This is a genomic window from Roseateles sp., from assembly GCF_039595595.1.
Lineage (GTDB): Bacteria > Pseudomonadota > Gammaproteobacteria > Burkholderiales > Burkholderiaceae_C > Roseateles.
Genome location: NZ_JBCNLG010000001.1, coordinates 176,116 through 194,065, shown reverse-complemented (window position 1 = coordinate 194,065; position 17,950 = coordinate 176,116). Strand labels below are relative to the sequence as shown.

General features: G+C 67.2%; 17 protein-coding genes. 11 read left to right on the top strand and 6 right to left on the bottom strand.

From position 1 onward, the window contains the following. Positions 1 to 38 precede the first annotated feature (38 nt). Both ABDW61_RS00865 and ABDW61_RS00860 read right to left on the bottom strand, forming a co-directional pair. Entirely contained in the window at positions 39 to 1,040 is a 1,002-nt protein-coding gene (locus ABDW61_RS00865) for a tripartite tricarboxylate transporter substrate binding protein (RefSeq protein ID WP_343635242.1), read from the bottom strand. 73 nt (positions 1,041 to 1,113) lie between these two features. Next, on the bottom strand, positions 1,114 to 1,407 hold the full coding sequence (locus ABDW61_RS00860; RefSeq protein WP_343635240.1) for a YkgJ family cysteine cluster protein: 294 nt from the start codon (positions 1,405 to 1,407) through the stop codon (positions 1,114 to 1,116). A 161-nt stretch (positions 1,408 to 1,568) separates the two neighbouring features. Between ABDW61_RS00860 and mnmG the strand changes: the two genes are divergently transcribed. From mnmG to ABDW61_RS00840, 4 genes are all read left to right on the top strand, one after another. Continuing rightward, positions 1,569 to 3,536: a tRNA uridine-5-carboxymethylaminomethyl(34) synthesis enzyme MnmG gene (gene mnmG / locus ABDW61_RS00855; RefSeq protein ID WP_343635238.1), complete on the top strand. Its 1,968-nt coding sequence runs from the start codon at positions 1,569 to 1,571 to the stop codon at positions 3,534 to 3,536. A 62-nt stretch (positions 3,537 to 3,598) separates the two neighbouring features. Next, positions 3,599 to 4,267, top strand: coding sequence for a 16S rRNA (guanine(527)-N(7))-methyltransferase RsmG (rsmG, locus tag ABDW61_RS00850; protein WP_343635236.1), 669 nt, complete (start codon positions 3,599 to 3,601; stop codon positions 4,265 to 4,267). Positions 4,268 to 4,305: 38 nt separating this feature from the next. Next, complete coding sequence (locus tag ABDW61_RS00845; protein WP_343635234.1) at positions 4,306 to 5,079, top strand: AAA family ATPase; 774 nt, start codon at positions 4,306 to 4,308, stop codon at positions 5,077 to 5,079. Between the two features lie 13 nt (positions 5,080 to 5,092). Next, positions 5,093 to 5,902, top strand: coding sequence for a GNAT family N-acetyltransferase (locus ABDW61_RS00840; protein WP_343635232.1), 810 nt, complete (start codon positions 5,093 to 5,095; stop codon positions 5,900 to 5,902). Positions 5,903 to 5,927: 25 nt separating this feature from the next. Here the strand turns inward: ABDW61_RS00840 and ABDW61_RS00835 are convergent, their stop codons facing one another. Beyond that, positions 5,928 to 6,326 (bottom strand): GNAT family N-acetyltransferase, encoded by a 399-nt coding sequence (locus tag ABDW61_RS00835; RefSeq protein ID WP_343635230.1) that lies wholly within the window; start codon positions 6,324 to 6,326, stop codon positions 5,928 to 5,930. A gap of 50 nt (positions 6,327 to 6,376) precedes the next feature. Then, positions 6,377 to 7,342 (bottom strand): N-acetyl-gamma-glutamyl-phosphate reductase, encoded by a 966-nt coding sequence (gene argC, locus ABDW61_RS00830; protein ID WP_343635228.1) that lies wholly within the window; start codon positions 7,340 to 7,342, stop codon positions 6,377 to 6,379. Positions 7,343 to 7,410: 68 nt separating this feature from the next. Between argC and ABDW61_RS00825 the strand changes: the two genes are divergently transcribed. The 5 genes from ABDW61_RS00825 (at position 7,411) to ABDW61_RS00805 (ending at position 14,285) form a co-directional block, all read left to right on the top strand. Beyond that, the gene (locus ABDW61_RS00825) at positions 7,411 to 8,001 is read left to right on the top strand and encodes an alpha/beta hydrolase (RefSeq protein WP_343635226.1); all 591 of its coding nucleotides are present in this window, start codon (positions 7,411 to 7,413) and stop codon (positions 7,999 to 8,001) included. 52 nt (positions 8,002 to 8,053) lie between these two features. Further along, on the top strand, positions 8,054 to 8,962 hold the full coding sequence (locus ABDW61_RS00820; RefSeq protein ID WP_343635224.1) for a ParB/RepB/Spo0J family partition protein: 909 nt from the start codon (positions 8,054 to 8,056) through the stop codon (positions 8,960 to 8,962). Positions 8,963 to 9,376: 414 nt separating this feature from the next. Continuing rightward, positions 9,377 to 11,299, top strand: a complete 1,923-nt coding sequence (locus tag ABDW61_RS00815; RefSeq protein ID WP_343635222.1) for a PrkA family serine protein kinase — start codon at positions 9,377 to 9,379, stop codon at positions 11,297 to 11,299. Between the two features lie 74 nt (positions 11,300 to 11,373). Continuing rightward, positions 11,374 to 12,663 (top strand): YeaH/YhbH family protein, encoded by a 1,290-nt coding sequence (locus ABDW61_RS00810; RefSeq protein WP_343635220.1) that lies wholly within the window; start codon positions 11,374 to 11,376, stop codon positions 12,661 to 12,663. A gap of 113 nt (positions 12,664 to 12,776) precedes the next feature. Further along, on the top strand, positions 12,777 to 14,285 hold the full coding sequence (locus tag ABDW61_RS00805) for a SpoVR family protein (protein ID WP_343635963.1): 1,509 nt from the start codon (positions 12,777 to 12,779) through the stop codon (positions 14,283 to 14,285). Here ABDW61_RS00805 and ABDW61_RS00800 read toward each other — a convergent pair whose 3' ends face one another. Next, positions 14,286 to 15,641, bottom strand: coding sequence for an FAD-linked oxidase C-terminal domain-containing protein (locus ABDW61_RS00800; protein ID WP_343635218.1), 1,356 nt, complete (start codon positions 15,639 to 15,641; stop codon positions 14,286 to 14,288). A gap of 263 nt (positions 15,642 to 15,904) precedes the next feature. On the opposite strand from ABDW61_RS00800, the gene ABDW61_RS00795 reads away from it, so the two are divergent. Both ABDW61_RS00795 and ABDW61_RS00790 read left to right on the top strand, forming a co-directional pair. Then, positions 15,905 to 16,213, top strand: coding sequence for a hypothetical protein (locus ABDW61_RS00795; RefSeq protein ID WP_343635216.1), 309 nt, complete (start codon positions 15,905 to 15,907; stop codon positions 16,211 to 16,213). A gap of 66 nt (positions 16,214 to 16,279) precedes the next feature. Next, positions 16,280 to 16,885 (top strand): cob(I)yrinic acid a,c-diamide adenosyltransferase, encoded by a 606-nt coding sequence (locus tag ABDW61_RS00790; protein WP_343635214.1) that lies wholly within the window; start codon positions 16,280 to 16,282, stop codon positions 16,883 to 16,885. 9 nt (positions 16,886 to 16,894) lie between these two features. Here the strand turns inward: ABDW61_RS00790 and ABDW61_RS00785 are convergent, their stop codons facing one another. Further along, a complete protein-coding gene (locus ABDW61_RS00785) occupies positions 16,895 to 17,875 on the bottom strand; it encodes a WYL domain-containing protein (RefSeq protein ID WP_343635212.1) in 981 nt (326 codons plus the stop codon). Between the last annotated feature and the right edge of the window lie 75 nt (positions 17,876 to 17,950).

Genomic DNA, 17,950 nt, shown 5'->3' with positions numbered 1-17,950 from the left:
CTGCCCCTGGGCTTCCTCCGCTCGAGGCGAGCGTTGACTCAGTCGGGCTTGATCTGGGCGCGGGCGACGACCTGCTTCCAGCGCTGCTGTTCCTGGGCAATGAAGGCGGCGAATTGGGCCGGCGTGTTGCCGATGGCCTCGGCGGCGTCGTGACTCAGGCGCTCGCGCGCGGTGGCGGACTTGATCGCCTTGGCCGATTCGGCCGCGAGCTTGTCCACATGCGCCGGCTGCAGATTGGCGGGCGCGCACAGCCCGTACCACTGCGTCATCTCGAAGCCGGGATAGCCTTGCTCCGCCACCGTCGGCACGTCCGGCAACTGCGGCAGCCGCTCCTTGGAGCCGGTCGCGATGCAGCGCAGCTTGCCCGCCTTGATGAACTGCAGGATCGCCGGCGCACCCACCGAGGCAGCCTCCAGGCGACCCGCCAGCAGGTCCGTCAGCTGCGGTCCGGTGCCTCGGTAGGGGACATGCAGGATGAAGAGGTCAGCGACCATCTTCAGGTACTCCATCGCGAGATGGCCCGCGCTGCCGTTGCCGGCCGAGCCGTAGCTGTACTTGCCCGGACTCTTGCGCACCAGCGCCACGAACTCCTTCAGGTTGCGCGCCGGCACGTCCGGATGGACGACGTAGAGGCTGGGCACCTTGGCCAGCAGCGTGATCGGCTTGAAGTCTCGGTTGGGGTCGTAGGGCAGCTTGTCGTAGATGTACGGGTTCACCGCCAGCGTGCCGATGTGCCCGAGGATCAGCGTGTGCTGGTCCTCGGCGCGGGCGACCTCGCCCATGGCGATGTTGCCGCCACCGCCTGGCTTGTTGTCCACATAGACCGACTGGCCCAGCGTCTTGCTGAGCTCGGCCGCGGTGGCGCGCGCGACGATTTCACTGCTGCCGCCCGGCGCGAAAGGCACGACCAGCCGCACGTTGCGCGAGGGCCAGGCGGCCTGCGCGAGAGCAGGCCCGGCCGCCGAGCCAAAGGCGGCTCCGGCGCCAAGCGCGGTGGATTGCAGGAGGAAGCGGCGGCGGGCCTCGTCGGTGGGGGTCATGCGGTGTCTCCGATGTGATCTTCTGGAAACACCGACTCTACGGGCGGCGCGCTTTCAGCGCGCTGTCGCCGCGTCAGCGCACGGGCGAAAGGGGACGCGGCTCGGGCAGCGGCGCAGGGGCCGTCTGCTCTTCCATCCACCCCAGCCAGCGCATCGCCTGCTCGCGGCTGTCGCCGCACATGTCCTCGTGCGGCGGCAGCGAGCCGCAGACCGCCGGCCGCTCCGGCCGTCCGAAGATCTTGCAGCGCAGGTCGTCGTCGAGCTGGATGCAACGCACGCCAGCCGGCTTGCCGTGCGGCATGCCAGGGATCGGGCTGCTGATCGAGGGCGCGATGCAGCAGGCGGCGCAATGAGGGCGGCAGTTCATGACCGCCGGATTGTCGCCGCGCGGGTGAAATCAGCACCTTTCCGGTTCGCCGCGCATGCCCCTGGGACGGTGACTTATCCACAGCCCCGCGTAAAATCGCGCCCTTCCCTCATCTGAACGCCAGCCGGCTGTCCATCGCCGATCCTGCTGGACGCCTTGCCATGCTTTATCCGAAAGAGTTCGACGTGATCGTGGTCGGTGGTGGTCATGCCGGCACCGAAGCCGCGCTGGCCGCCGCCCGCATGGGCGTCAGCACGCTGCTGCTGACCCACAACATCGAGACGCTCGGCCAGATGAGCTGCAACCCGTCGATCGGCGGCATCGGCAAGGGCCACCTGGTGAAGGAGGTCGACGCGCTCGGCGGCGCGATGGCCGCCGCGACCGACGAAGGCGGCATCCAGTTCCGCATCCTCAACGGCTCGAAGGGGCCGGCCGTGCGCGCCACCCGCGCCCAGGCGGACCGCATCCTCTACAAGGCGGCCATCCGCCACCGGCTCGAGAACCAGCCCCACCTGATGCTGTTCCAGCAGGCTGTCGACGACCTGATGGTGGAAGGCGATCGCGTGGTGGGCGCCGTCACCCAGTCGGGCCTGCGCTTCCGCGCCCGCGCCGTGGTGCTGACCGCCGGCACCTTCCTCGACGGACGCATCCACATCGGCCTGGACAACTACGCCGCCGGCCGGGCCGGCGATCCGCCGGCCGTGTCGCTGTCGGGCCGGCTCAAGGAACTGAAGCTGCCGCAAGGCCGGCTGAAGACCGGAACGCCGCCGCGCCTGGACGGCCGGACGATCGATTTCTCCAAGTGCGTCGAGCAGCCCGGAGACCTGGACCCCGTGCCGGTGTTCAGCTTCATGGGGAACGCCGCACAGCATCCAAGGCAACTGCCCTGCTGGATCACGCACACCAACGAGCGCACCCACGAGATCATCCGCTCCGGCTTTGACCGCAGCCCGATGTTCACCGGCGTGATCGAGGGCGTCGGGCCGCGCTACTGCCCGTCCATCGAGGACAAGATCAATCGCTTCGCCGACAAGGACTCGCACCAGATCTTCCTGGAGCCGGAAGGCCTGACGACGCACGAGTTCTATCCGAACGGCATCTCGACCTCCCTGCCCTTCGACATCCAGTTGGCGGCGGTGCAATCCATTCCGGGTCTGGAGAACGCGCACATCCTGCGCCCCGGCTACGCCATCGAATACGACTACTTCGACCCGCGCGAACTCAAGTCGAGCTTCGAGACGCGCGCCATCGGCGGCCTCTTTTTCGCTGGACAGATCAATGGGACCACGGGCTATGAAGAGGCGGCGGCGCAGGGCTTGTTCGCAGGTCTGAACGCGGCGCTGCAGGTGCAGGGTAAGGATGCCTGGCTGCCAAGCCGTGACCAGGCCTACCTGGGCGTACTGGTGGACGACCTGATCACCAAGGGCGTCACCGAGCCCTACCGCATGTTCACGAGCCGCGCCGAGTTCCGCCTGCAGCTCCGCGAGGACAACGCCGACATGCGCCTGACCGAGGCGGGGCGGCAACTGGGCCTCGTGGACGACGCGCGGTGGGATGCCTTCAATAGGAAGCGCGATGCTGTTTCACGTGAAACAGAGAAGCTGAAGGCGACTTGGGTGCACCCGAACATCCTTCCCGCCTCGGAGGCGGAGCGGCTCGTGGGCAAGGCGCTCGAGCGGGAATACAACCTCGTCGACCTGTTGCGCCGTCCCGGCGTCACCTTCGACACGGTCGCCGAAGTCGCGGCGATCGCCCGGCCCGAGGCCGGTGTGTCTCGCGCTGCGCTGGCGGAATCGCTGGGCAGAGACGTGGCGGACGCCGTGGTCGAACAAGTCGAGATCAGCGTGAAGTACGCCGGCTACATCAGCAAGCAGCAGGAGGACGTCGCCCGCGCGTCCAACTACGAGCACCTGAAGCTGCCCGAGGACCTCGACTACGGCCTCGTCACCGCCCTCTCCTTCGAAGCCAGACAGAAGCTGAACAAGCATCGGCCGGAGACGCTGGGCCAAGCCTCGCGCATTTCCGGCATCACACCGGCAGCGATTTCGCTGCTGCTGATTCACTTGCGCAAGGGCCGCTTCAAGGGCTTCACCGACCAGGAAGCGGCGAGTGAATCCGCCACCGCCTGACGAGCGCTACCCCTTTCCCGCGCTTCCCCAGTAGCTCAACGCACCGACCTTCCCCGCCGTAGATGACCGAACTCGACCTGCGCTCCCGACTCGCCGCCGCTGCGGAGGAACTCCAGCTCGGCCTCAGCGACCAGCAACTCGATCAGCTGATCGCTTACCTGGGACTGCTCTCGAAGTGGAACAAGGTCTACAACCTGACGGCGGTCCGGGATCCGGAAGCGATGCTGACGCAGCATCTGGTGGACAGCCTCAGCCTCATTCCGCCACTGCGCCGCCATGCGGATGGGCGGCCGCTGCGCCTGATGGATGTGGGAAGCGGCGGCGGCTTGCCTGGCGTCGTCATCGCGATCTGCGATCCGGCGATTTCGGTGACCTGCGTGGACACGGTGGGCAAGAAGGCTTTCTTCATCGCGCAGGTCGCTGCGGAGATCGGTTTGCCCAATCTGCGAGCAGAGCACGCTCGCGTGGAAAAGCTGAGGACGGAGCCGTTCGACGTCATCACGTCTCGCGCCTTCGCCTCGCTCGCCGACTTCACCGAGTGGACGCGGATGCATCTGAAGCCGAGCGCGGTCTGGGCCGCCATGAAAGGTCAGCACCCTGCTGAAGAGCTCGCGGAACTCGCCCAACGCGCACCGGATCTGTCCGTGTTCCACGTGGAACAGCTTCAAGTTCCGGGGCTCGACGCCCAGCGCTGCCTGCTCTGGATCCGCCCCGCCGCTTCCATCGGTTAAGCTCCGCCCCTCTCCAGCCGCTCGTTCCCCGACCATTCATGGCCAAGATCTTCTGCGTTGCGAATCAAAAAGGCGGTGTCGGCAAGACCACCACCACGGTGAATCTGGCCGCCGGTCTGGCCAAGGTCGGGCAACGCGTACTGGTCGTGGACCTCGATCCGCAGGGCAATGCGACGATGGGATCGGGCATCGACAAGCGCGCCCTGCCCCTGACCGTCTATGACGTGCTGCTTGAGTCGGCCACCATCGCCGAAGCCAAGCAGCACAGCGAGAAAGCCGGTTACGACGTGCTCGGCGCCAACCGCGAACTGGCCGGTGCCGAAGTGGAGCTGGTGGAGCTTGAGCGCCGCGAGAACCGGCTCAAGGCCGCCCTGAGCGCTGCGGCCAACGATTACGACTTCGTCCTGATCGACTGCCCGCCCTCGCTGTCCATGCTGACGCTGAACGGCTTGTGCTCGGCCCACGGCGTCGTGGTGCCCATGCAGTGCGAATACTTCGCGCTGGAAGGCCTGACCGACCTGGTCAACACGATCAAGCAGATCCACGCCAATCTGAATCCGGACCTGCAGATCATTGGCCTGCTGCGCGTGATGTTTGATCCCCGGATCACGCTGCAGCAGCAGGTCAGCGAGCAGCTGAAGGCGCACTTCGGCGACAAGGTCTTCGACACGGTCATCCCCCGCAACGTCCGCTTGGCCGAGGCGCCCAGCTATGGACTGCCGGGAGTCGTCTTCGATGGCGGATCGAAGGGCGCGCACGCGTTCATCGACTTCGCCAAGGAAATGGTCAAGCGCGTCGGCGCGATGCGCTGAGCGGGAGGCCGCCGTGCTGCCCCACCTGGACGCCCTCGCCCGCCGGGCCGAACTTGCCGGGCTCAATGCGGCCTCGGCGCCACGTGAAGCGCATGTGGATGGCTGGCTGTTGCGGCTCTCGCCGGGACACGCGCGCCGCTCGCGCTGCGTGAATGCGATCGCGGCGGGATCGCTGCCGCTGCAAGAGATCCTGCGACGCTGCCGCGCCGCCTTCGACCAAGCCGGCTTGCCGCTGATCCTGCGGCTCACCCCCTTCAGCCAACCGGCCGACCTCGCCCAGCAGCTGGATGCCCTCGGCTGGCGCGCCTTCGGTCCGTCCGAGGTGTGGGTGCTGCCCACACTCGACGGCTTCGATGAGGACGGCGGTCTCGAAGCGCTGTCCTCCGCCGAATACGCCGAGTTGATCGGCGGCCTGCGCGGCTCCGATGCCGCCGAGATCGACGGTCACGCCCGCCGGCTGGAACAGGCCACCGTCCGGCATCAGGCCTTCCGTCTGGTGCGCGATGGCGAACTGCTCGCCTGCGGCCAAGTCGCGATCGATCCCGCAATCGATCCTGCGACCCATCCCTTGAGCGACGGATCCTCGCCGGGCGCCATGGCCGGCCTGTTCGACATCTTCACCCCGCCGGCCCAGCGCGGCCGCGGGCATGGCCGCCAGCTCTGCGCCGCGTTGCTGGCCGTCGCACGCCGTCAAGGGGCCACGACGGGATATCTGCAGGTCGCCGCCGAGAACGAAGCGGCCAAGCGCCTGTACGCCGCCCTCGGCTTCCAGCGCGCCTACGACTACCACTACCGCAGCGACGATCCGCGCACCTGGGACTGAGCGCCCCGCGCGGTGCTCAACGCGCTCAGTCGCGCGGCTGCCAGACCTTCAGCAGCGTGTGCCGGGTGAAGCCCGGCACGAAGTCGTGCACATGGCTGACGCAGGCGTATCCGAGGTGCTCGTAGATCTCGGCGACCTCATCGAGCAGGGTTTCGATCAACGCGTCGACGCAACCGCGCTTCAGCGCCATCGCCTCGATCTGCCGAAGGCAATCGCCGCCCAGGCCCTGCCCCCGATGGTCCGCGTGGACCCACAGGAAGCTCACGTAGAGCCGCTGGAACTCGGTGCGGCCGAAGGCACCGGCGATCAGCGTGTCGCCGTCGTAGAGCGCGACGGCGATGTCTTCGGCATCGCTGCCCTGCGCTTGCTGGCGTCCGTGGGCGATCACGCCATCACGGATCGCGTCGAGGCCGGTCCGCGGCACGGCGCCATCCCGGCGCCACTCCCTGACCACGGACCGCTCTGGATCAGCCATCAGATGCTGTTCACGTCCGGACCCATCAGGCCCAGCGACTCGTCGACGCCCAGGTGCACGTTCATGCTCTGCACCGCGGCGCCGCTCGCGCCCTTGCCCAGGTTGTCCAGTCGCGCCATCACCAGGATCTGCTGCTCGCTGCCGAACACGAACAGGTCGACGTTGTTCGTGTCGTTGCAGGCCTGCACGTCGAAGAAGCCGCCCGCCAGCGTGTCCGGATCGCGCAGCGGCTTCACGTGGACGAAGCGCTCGCCCTCGTAATGCGCGGCCAGCGCGTCGCGGACCTGCTGCGGCGTCGTGCCGGCGCGCAGCTGGCTCAGGTGCAGCGGCACCGTCACGCCCAAGCCCTTGTAGAAGTTGGCGACGATGGGCATGAACACCGGCGCGGTCGTCAGGCCGGTATGGGCCATCATCTCCGGCAGATGCTTGTGGGCCAGGCCCAGCGCATACGGGCGCGGCGCGGTCAGCTTCGGATTTCCGCCCGCCTCGTACTCCGCGATCATGGACTTGCCGCCGCCGGAGTAGCCCGTGATCGACGTCGCCGACACCAGCGCGTCCGCGGGGAGCAGGCCGGCATTGACCAGCGGACGCACCGCCAGGATGAAGGCGCTGGCATGGCAGCCCGGATTGGCGATGCGCTTGGACTCGCGAATCGCGGCGCGCTGGCCCTTGGCCAGCTCCGGCAGGCCGAAGGCCCAGCCCGGCGCGGTGCGGTGCGCGGTGCTGGCATCGATCAGGCAGGTGTTGGGATTGCTCACCATCGCGGCCGCTTCCCGCGAGGCTGCGTCCGGCAGGCACAGGAAGGCGACGTCGGCCGCGTTCAGCAGCCGCGCGCGCTCGGCGGGATCCTTGCGCTTGTCGGCGTCGATGCGCAGCACCTCGATGTCGGCGCGTTGCGCCAGATATTCATTGATGCGCAGGCCGGTCGTGCCTTCCTGCCCGTCGACATACACCGCGTACTTCATCGCCGCTCCTGCAAAATCCGCTGCCTCCGGGACCCTCCCGAAGAAAGCGCGAAGCATAAGGCCAACAGATGTCACAGCACCCGATTCCGACGAATGCCCTCGATGCCCAGGCCATCGCGCGCCCCGTCTACCTGCTGCCGGGCTGGCTGAACTCCGACCCCGATCACTGGCAGAGCGCCTGGCAGCGCCTGCACGGCGACACCCGCGTCGAGCAGAACGACTGGGAATGGCCGCGCCGCGGTGACTGGATGGCCCGGCTCGACGAAGTGCTGCAGCACGATGCGCGCCTGCGGGAGCGGCCGGCGCTGCTGGTCGCGCACAGCCTGGGCTGCCAGCTCGTGGCCGCCTGGGCGGCGCATTCGGCCCACACCGCGCGCGTGCAGGGCGCGCTGCTCGTCGCGCCGCCCGACACCGAGCGCGACGACACCCCGCCGCAGCTCCACAACTGGCGCCCGATCCGCCGCCCTCGCCTGCCCTTCGCTTCGATCGTCGTCGCGTCCAGCGACGATCCCTTCTGCAGCCCCGAGCGCGCCGCCGGCATGGCCGCGGACTGGGGCGCGGAATTCGTCCTCGCCGGCCCGCTGGGCCATGTCAACGCGGCCTCGGGGCTGGGCGACTGGCCCGAGGGCCGCGCGCTGCTCAAGCGCCTGGCCGCATGACCGCGGCACAAGGCTGACGGCCCCATCCCCGAATCGCGGAGAATCGCGCCCCATGGCGACAAAGAAACCCAAGGGCCTCGGCATGGGCCTGGAGGCCCTGCTGGGCCCCAAAGTGAGCGACGCACCTTCGGTGCGCGACGGCGAACCCGGCGTGCTGCCGCTGGCGCAGCTGCAGGCCGGCAAGTACCAGCCGCGCACCCGCATGGACGAGGGCTCGCTCTACGAGCTGGCCGAGAGCATCAAGGCGCAGGGGATCATGCAGCCGATCCTGGTGCGCCCGATCGCGCCCAATGGCGCGGTGCGCTACGAGATCATCGCCGGCGAGCGCCGCTTCCGCGCCGCCCGTCTGGCCGGCCTGGCCGAGGTACCGGTGCTGGTCAAGCCGGTGCCCGACGAGGCCGCCGCCGCGATGGCGCTGATCGAGAACATCCAGCGCGAGGACCTCAACGCGCTCGAGGAGGCGCAGGGCCTGAAGCGGCTGGTCGACGAGTTCGGCCTGACGCACGACCAGGCGGCGCAGGCAGTGGGCCGTTCGCGCAGCGCGGCCTCCAACCTGCTGCGCCTGCTCAACCTGGCCGAACCGGTCCAGAACATGCTCATGGCCGGCGACATCGACATGGGCCACGCGCGCGCGCTGCTGGCCCTGGACGGCGCCCACCAGATCACCAGCGCGACCGAGATCGCGGCCAAGAAGCTCAGCGTGCGCGAGGCCGAGAAGCTCGTGCAGCGTCAGCAGGGCGCGGGCCGCCAGGCCCCGCTGCTGCGCGTCAAGTCGGACAAGAGCCGCGACGTGCTGCGGCTCGAGGAAGAGCTGTCGGACCTGCTGACCGCGCAGGTCGAGATCCGCGTCCGCAAGAAGACCAAGCGCGGCGAACAGGGCGAGGTCGCGATCAGCTTCGGCTCGCTGGACGAATTGAATGGCTTGCTGCAAAAGCTGCGGCCGCCGGGCGCCGGCGAGTGAGCCCGCCCGGCCCGCCTCGCGGGCCGGCAAACCATGAGGATGGCACGCGGGACGCGTGCCGTCTCCTTCGTACTTCCCACAGGTCCCCGGCCCGGGGGGACGGTCAACGGCAATGCTTCACAGACGTTGCGTGAGGGAGTACAACGGGGTCACGTCTTGCTCTCGCGCATCGGTGCCGATGGGCGTAGCATGGCTCCACCAAAGCCTCGCCGCCTTCGAGGTTGTCCACGGGACCGGACATGGGGCGGCGGTCTTTGAGCCAGCATGGGCTGGCCGTTTGCTGAAAGCACGCTGAGCTCGGAAAGCTCTGATGACGCCTTGAGTCATGGACGTCGCCAGAACTTCCTGGACGATGCGGGGTCCGTCATTGCACGGGTCCGCGTCGCCTCCCCACGAACTACTCTGGAGGTCAGCATGGATGTGATCAGCCATTTCGCCGCTCGCTACGAGCGCAGCAAGGTCGAGGAACTCACACTGGAGGAGTACCTGGACGAGTGCAAGCGAAATCCCCTCGCCTATGCCACCGCGGCCGAGCGCATGCTCAAGGCCATCGGCGAGCCGCAGATGCTGGACACGCGCAATGACCCGCGGCTGTCGCGCATCTTCCAGAACAAGGTCATCAAGATCTATCCGGCCTTCGCCGAGTTCTTCGGCATGGAGGACGCAATCGAGCAGGTCGTCAGCTACTTCCGCCATGCCGCGCAAGGGCTGGAGGAAAAGAAGCAGATCCTGTATCTGCTGGGCCCGGTGGGCGGCGGCAAGAGCTCCATCGCGGAGCGGCTCAAGCAGCTGATGGAGCACGTGCCGTTCTACGCGCTCAAGGACAGCCCGGTGAACGAAAGCCCGCTGGGGCTGTTCGATCCGGTCGAGGACGGTCCGCTGCTCGAGCGCGAGTACGGCATCCCGCGCCGCTATCTCAACCGCATCCTGAGCCCGTGGGCGGTGAAGCGGCTCGATGAATACGGCGGCGACATCCGCAAGTTCAAGGTCGTCAAGCGGCTCCCGAGCATGCTCAAGCAGATCGGCGTGGCCAAGACCGAGCCGGGCGACGAGAACAACCAGGACATCAGCTCGCTGGTGGGCAAGGTCGACATCCGCAAGCTCGAGACCTATGCGCAGGACGACCCCGATGCCTACAGCTATTCCGGCGGCCTGTGCCTGGCCAACCAGGGGCTGCTGGAGTTCGTCGAGATGTTCAAGGCGCCGATCAAGGTGCTGCACCCGCTGCTGACCGCGACGCAGGAAGGCAACTTCAAGGGCACCGAGGGCTTCGGCGCGATCCCCTTCGACGGCATCGTGCTGGCCCACAGCAACGAGAGCGAGTGGAAGACCTTCCGCAACAACAAGAACAACGAGGCCTTCCTCGACCGCATCTACATCGTCAAGGTCCCGTACTGCCTGCGCGTCAGCGAGGAAGTGAAGATCTACGAGAAGCTGATCCGCAACTCCTCGCTGGCCGAGGCCAAGTGCGCCCCCGGCACGCTGAAGATGATGGCGCAGTTCGCGGTGCTGACGCGGCTGAAGGATCCGGAGAACTCCAGCGCCTTCAGCAAGATGCAGATCTATGACGGCGAGAACCTGAAGGACACCGACCCCAAGGCCAAGTCCATCCAGGAGTACCGCGACTACGCCGGCGTCGATGAAGGCATGGCGGGCATCTCGACGCGCTTCGCGTACAAGATCCTGTCCAAGGTCTTCAACTTCGACTCGACGGAAGTGGCCGCCAATCCGGTGCACCTGATGTACGTGCTGGAGCAGCAGATCGAGCGCGAGCAGTTCCCGCAGGAGGCCGAGCAGAAGTACGTCGGCTTCATCAAGGAGGTGCTGTCGCCGCGCTATGCGGAGTTCATCGGCAAGGAGATCCAGACCGCCTACCTGGAGAGCTACAGCGAGTACGGCCAGAACATCTTCGACCGCTACGTGACCTACGCGGACTACTGGATCCAGGATCAGGAATACCGCGACACGGACACCGGCGAGGTGTTCGACCGCTCGGCGCTGAACGCGGAGCTCGAGAAGATCGAGAAGCCCGCGGGCATCAGCAATCCCAAGGACTTCCGCAACGAGATCGTGAACTTCGTGCTGCGGGCGCGCGCCAACAACGCCGGCAAGAACCCGACATGGACCAGCTACGAGAAGCTGCGCACGGTGATCGAGAAGAAGATGTTCTCCAACACCGAGGAGCTGCTCCCCGTCATCAGCTTCAACGCGAAGGCGAGCGCCGACGAGGCCAAGAAGCATGAGAACTTCGTGCAGCGCATGGTCGACAAGGGCTACACGCCCAAGCAGGTGCGGCTGCTCTGCGAGTGGTACCTGCGGGTGAGGAAGTCGAGCTGAGGACACGGGCCGCGCGCCGGCGCCAGGCAACGGCGCGGCGCGGGGCTCCCACGACGAGAACCAGCGAGGTCCCCATGACCGGCCTTCAACAAATCATCGATAGACGGCTGTCGGGCAAGAACAAGTCGATCGGGAATCGCGAGCGCTTCCTGCGCCGCTATCGAGACCAGATCCGCGAGGCGGTGCGCCGCGCGGTGGACAAGCGCGGCATCCGCGACATGGAGCGCGGCGAGGATGTGCACATCCCCAAGCGCGACCTGAGCGAGCCGGTGTTCAACCATGGCGAGGGCGGCATCCGCGAGGTCGTCCGCCCCGGCAACACCGAGCACATCAAGGGCGACCGCATCGGCAAGCCACAAGGCGGCCAGGGCGGTGGCGGCGGCTCGCAGGCCAGCGACTCCGGCGAGGGCGAGGACGACTTCGTCTTCCACCTCAGCAAGGAGGAGTTCATGCAGGTCTTCTTCGAGGACCTGGCGCTGCCCAACCTCGCACGCACGACGCTGGCCGAGACCCCCGAGTACAAGACCGTGCGGGCCGGCTACGTCACCGACGGCACGCCGACCAACCTGCATGTGGTGCGCTCGATGCGCGGTGCGCTCGGACGGCGCATCGCGCTGGGCATGGACAAGCGGCGCGAGCTCAGCGAACTCGAGACCCGGCTGCAGACGCTGCGGCAGGAAGAGGACGTGCGCCGGCCCGAGATCCAGGCGCTGATCGCCGAGACCGAGGCCCGCATCGTGCTGCTGCGCCAGCGCATTGGCGCCATCCCCTTCCTCGACCCGATCGACCTGCGCTTCCGCAACCGCATCAAGGTGCCGCAGCCGACCACGCGCGCGGTGATGTTCTGCCTGATGGACGTGTCGGGTTCGATGGATGAGAGCCGCAAGGACCTGGCCAAGCGTTTCTTCATCCTGCTGTACCTGTTCCTCACGCGGCACTACGAGAAGATCGAGGTCGTCTTCATCCGCCACCACACGCAGGCGCAGGAAGTCGACGAGCAGAACTTCTTCCACGCCACCGAGACCGGCGGCACGGTGGTGTCCTCGGCGCTGGTGCTGATGGAGGAGATCATCCGCGCCCGCTATCCGGCCGGCGACTGGAACATCTACGGCGCGCAGGCCAGCGACGGCGACAACTGGCATCACGACAGCGGCCGCTGCCGCGAGTTGCTGGCCGACAAGATCCTGCCGCTGTGCCGCTACTACGCCTACGTGCAGGTCGCCGAGGCGGAGCAGAACCTGTGGGAGGAGTACGCCAAGCTCGAGGACGAGGTGCATCACTTCGCGATGCGCAAGGCCGTCGAGGTGGCGCAGATCTACCCGGTCTTCCGCGACCTGTTCAAGAAAGAAGGGGCCGCCGCATGAGCGCGGGGCCGGAGGACATCATCATGGGCAGCCTGGAAAACCGCCGCAGCGTCGGAGTCGGCGTCGGCAGCAACGAATATGGCGGCCGCCGCGTGCGCGCGCCGCTGACGAAGATGCGGCCCCTGGAGAAGCGGCCCGACCGGCCGCTGCCCTCGCCCAGTGACTGGACGTTCGAGTTGATCGAGGAGTACCACGAGGTCATCCGCGCGACCGCCGAACGCTACGGCCTGGACACGTATCCCAACCAGCTGGAGGTCATCACCGCCGAGCAGATGATGGACGCCTACGCGTCCGTGGGCATGCCGGTGAACTACCGGCACTGGAGCTACGGCAAGGAATTCATCGCCACCGAGCGTCATTACAAGCGCGGCCAGATGGGCCTGGCCTACGAGATCGTCATCAACTCGGATCCGTGCATCGCCTACCTGATGGAGGAGAACACGATGGCCATGCAGGCGCTGGTGATCGCGCATGCCTGCTACGGCCACAACAGCTTCTTCAAGAACAACTACCTGTTCCGGATGTGGACCGATGCGTCGTCGATCATCGACTACCTGGTCTACGCCAAGCACTACGTCGCCGACTGCGAGCAGCGCCACGGCCTGGACGCGGTGGAGGCCACACTGGATTCCTGCCACGCGCTGATGAACCACGGCGTGGACCGCTACCGCCGGCCGGCGAAGCTCTCGCTGGCGCAGGAGCAGGCGATGCGCAAGGACCGCGAGGCCTATGCGCAGCAGCAGGTGAACGACATGTGGCGCACGCTGCCACGGCGCCCGGAGGACGAGGCCAAGGCGGAGGAGAAGCGCCGCTTCCCCGACGAGCCGCAGGAGAACCTGCTGTATTTCATCGAGAAGAACGCGCCGCTGCTGGAGCCCTGGCAGCGGGAGATCGTGCGCATCGTCCGCAAGGTCGCGCAGTACTTCTATCCCCAGCGTCAGACGCAGGTGATGAACGAGGGCTGGGCCACGTTCTGGCACCACAAGCTGCTGAACACGATGTACGACGATGGCTATCTGTCGGACGGGATGATGATCGAGTGGCTGAAGTCGCACACCAACGTGGTGGCGCAGCCGCCGATGGCGCAGATCAATCCCTATGCGCTGGGTTTCGCGATGTACACGGACATCAAGCGCATCTGCGAGCAACCCACCGACGAGGACCGCGAGTGGTTCCCGGCGATCGCCGGCAGCGACTGGCTGCCGACACTGGATCACGCGATGCGCAACTTCAAGGACGAGAGCTTCATCGCGCAGTATCTGAGTCCCAAGCTGATGCGCGATTTCCGCTTGTTCTCGATCCTGGACGACGAGCACCAGGCCGAGTACGAGATCTCGGCGATCCACGACGAGCAGGGCTATCAACACGTGCGGCAGACGCTGTCGCGGCAGTACGACCTGTCCACGCGGGAGCCCAACATCCAGGTGTGGAACGTCAACCTGCGCGGCGACCGATCACTGACCCTGCGTCATCAGCAGCACCAGGACCGCCCGCTGCACGACAACGCGCAGGAAGTGCTCAAGCATGTCGCGCGCCTGTGGGGCTTTGGTGTGCAACTGGAGAGCGTGAACGTTCGCGGTGACGTCACCAAGCGCTGGAGCGTGCCCGCGCCGCAGCATTGATCAGACGAAGATCTTCCCGGGATTCATGATGTTGTTCGGATCGAGCGCGCGCTTGATCGCGCGCATCTGATCGACGGCCCCCTCCCCGGCTTCCTGCAGCAGGAAGCCCTGCTTGTGCAGTCCGATGCCGTGCTCGCCGGTGCAGGTCCCCTCGAGCGCGATGGCGCGGGCGACCATCTGCGCGCTCAGGCGCTCGGCGATCTCGCGTTCCTCCGGGCGCTGCGGGTCGATCAGATAGCCCATGTGGAAGTTCCCGTCGCCGACATGGCCGACGATGAAATACGGCAGGCCGCTCGCTTCCACTTCTTCGACCGAGGCATTGATCGACGCCGCGAGCTGCGAGATCGGCACGCAGGTGTCCGTCGTCACGGCGCGGCAGCCCGGCTTCATCTGCAGCGCTGACAGATAGGCATGATGACGCGCGGTCCACAGCCGGGTGCGCTCTTCCGGCGTGGTCGCCCATTCGAAGTCCGTTCCGCCGTGTTCCGCGGCGATCTCCTGTACTGTCGCCGCCTGTTCCGCGACACCGGCATCGGAGCCGTGGAATTCCATCAGCAGCATCGGGGTCTCGCGCAGCGTCAGCTTGTCATGCCGGTTGACCGCACGCACCGCGTGCGCGTCGAGCAACTCACAGCGCGCGATGGGGACGCCCATCTGGATGATGGCGATCGTCGTCCGCACCGCGGCGTCGATGGACGCGAAGGAGCAGACCGCCGCCGACACCGCCTCGGGCAGCGGATACAGCCGCAGCGTGATCTCGCAGATCGCGCCGAGCGTGCCCTCGCTGCCCACATACAGCCGAGTCAGGTCGTAGCCGGCGCTGCTCTTGCGCGCCCGCGAACCGGTGTGGATCAATCGGCCCTGCGGCGTCGCCACCGTCAGCCCGAGCACGTTCTCCTTCATCGTCCCGTATCGCACCGCGTTCGTGCCGCTCGCGCGGGTTGCCGACATCCCGCCGATCGATGCGTCGGCGCCGGGATCGATCGGGAAGAACAGCCCCTGATGACGGACCTCCGCGTTCAACTGATTGCGCGTCACGCCAGCCTGCACGGTCACCGTCAGGTCCTCGGCATTGACGCTCAGGATGCGGTTCATCCGCGACAGGTCCAGGCTCACGCCGCCCTGCACCGCCAGCAGATGGCCTTCCAGCGAGGTGCCCGCGCCGTAGGGAATCACCGGCACGCGATGCGCGTCCGCCAGCGCCAGCACCGCCGCGGCCTCCTCGTTGCTCTGGGCATGGACGACGGCATCCGGCGGCGGCACGTCGAACGGCGACTCATCGCGGCCATGCTGCTCGCGCACGGCCATCGCCGTGCTGCAGCGATCACCGAAGCGCGCCTTCAGGGCCTCCAACATGGCCGGCGGGAGCGGCCTCGGCGCGTGGCTCGTCGGATGAGGGCGCTGATGGGCGAGGAAGTCATCACCGGGTCCTTGGGGCGCTGGCATCGCGGTCTCCTGGTTCCACGCGGTCCGGGCGACGTCGGCCGGCCGGTGTGTCCGATCGATTCTAGGAACGCGGCGCGCTGCATTCGCTTGCATCGTCGCGCTTGCGCCGCGACCCGCACAGTGACAGCATGAACGGATCGCGCGCTCGGTTCGCGCGACACGAGGAGGCCGCCATGTCCCACCTGTGGTTATGGACGATCTGGGCGCTGCTGCTGGCGATGTTGATGGTCGCGAGCACGCGCATGGACTGGCTCCGGGTCTGGTGGATGGATCAGCTCCGCCACCTGCCGGGCGACGCCGACGCGCCCGACGACATCGACCCCGGCACGCCCGCCGACGCATCAGGCACCGGCAAGCCGACGCACCATGTGCCGCGCCCGGTCGGCATCCCCAGACACGCGGTGCACGATATTCACAGCCACGCCGCCGCGCTGACGCACCACCACCGTCCCGCCTTCCATCGCAGCGGCCGCCGGGGCTGACGGCACGGCCCGCGAGTTGCGGCAAGATGCCGGGTTTGCACTTCCGCAGCCCGCGCGGCTCCCGCCATGGCCAATCGACTTTCCCAGATCGCGACCCGCACCGGCGACGACGGCACCACCGGCCTCGGCGACGGCAGCCGCGTCCCCAAGGATCATCTGCGCGTCCAGGCGATGGGCGATGTGGATGAACTGAACTCGCAGATCGGCGTGCTGCTGGCCGAGCCGCTGCCGGATGAGGTCCGCGAGCTGCTCGTGACGATTCAGCATGAGCTGTTCAACCTCGGTGGGGAACTCTGCATGCCGGGCTACAGCCTGCTGAAGGAGGCCGCGGTGCTGCACCTGGATCAGGCGCTGGCCGACCACAACGCCAAGCTGCCGCGTTTGGCGGAGTTCATCCTGCCGGCCGGCACACGCAGCGCCGCGATCGCGCATGTCTGCCGCACGATCGCGCGCCGAGCCGAACGCGCCGTCGTCACGCTGGCCGCGCAGGAGACGATCAATGCGGCACCGCGCCACTATCTCAATCGGCTGTCGGATCTGCTGTTCGTGTTGGCACGCGTGCTGAACCGGGCCAACCTCGATGGCAAAGGTGGCGACGACGTGTACTGGAAGAGCGAGCGCCTGGCTCGCCATGAGGCGGAAGAAGCCCAGGAAGACCGCGGAAAGGCGTGATCCCGCCCGTCACGCAAGGGCTGCCGCGGCGGCGGTGAGGCGCTTCGCGTATGCCTCGCGCAACGAGGGCGGCGCCAGCACGTCGACCTGGCCGGCATGGCGCAACAGGTCCATGAGCAGTTCCGTCGCGTCCACGAAGGGCAGCTCCAGCTGCCAGCGTCCATCGGACAGCCATTCGCTGCGCTGCGACGGATGCCATTCCTCGCTCGACACCCACGCGGCGATCTGCGCGCTGAACACCACCGTCGCCCACTGCGGATCGCCACCCGCGAAAATCCCGTAACCCTGGTCCAGTTCCCCTTCGAGCTCCTTCAACGGCAGACTGCGCGCGGCCTGCCCTTCGAGCACCTGCGCATCCTCCATCGCGTCGAGCGCGAACCGTCTCAGCCCATCGCTCGCGTGACACCATGCATCGAGGTACCAGGTATTGCGGTAATGCACCAGACGCTGCGGGGACACCACGCGCTCGCTGACCGAGCCGCCGCCCGCGCCCCGTTTGCGATAGCGCATCCGCAGCCGCTGGCGCTTCACGACCGCGCTGCCCACGGTTTCGAAATGCTCCGATGGCACCCGCCGGCGTGCCGTCGAAATCAGCTTGATCCGCCGCGTCATCTCCTGCGCTTCAGCGGCATCGCCACCCAGCATGCCGGTGAGCTTGTCCAGCATCGGCTGCAGATGGCGGCTCAGCAGACCGTTCTCGTCGAGTCCGGCCATCATCTGATGCATGGTCAGCAGCGCATGCAGCTCCTTCTCGCTGAACCAGACACCCGGTAATTCATGGCGCTGCCCGCGCCATTGCTCGCCGAAGCGATAGCCGTTTTCCGCCGCGTCGTATTCGATCGGGGCATCCATCCGCTCGCGCAGGTACTGCAGATCCCGCTTGAGCGTCGCCGGCGACACCTCCAGCAGCTCGCGCATCTCCGCGAAGCTCACGCAACCGCGGCTGCGGATCAACATCTCGATCTTGTAGAAGCGCTCGGTGCGATCCATGCGGGGCCTCTCCTGACAGATTTCGGTCAGCCGTCCACAACTTTCGGTCGGCCTGTTCCGGGGTGGCTCATTCTA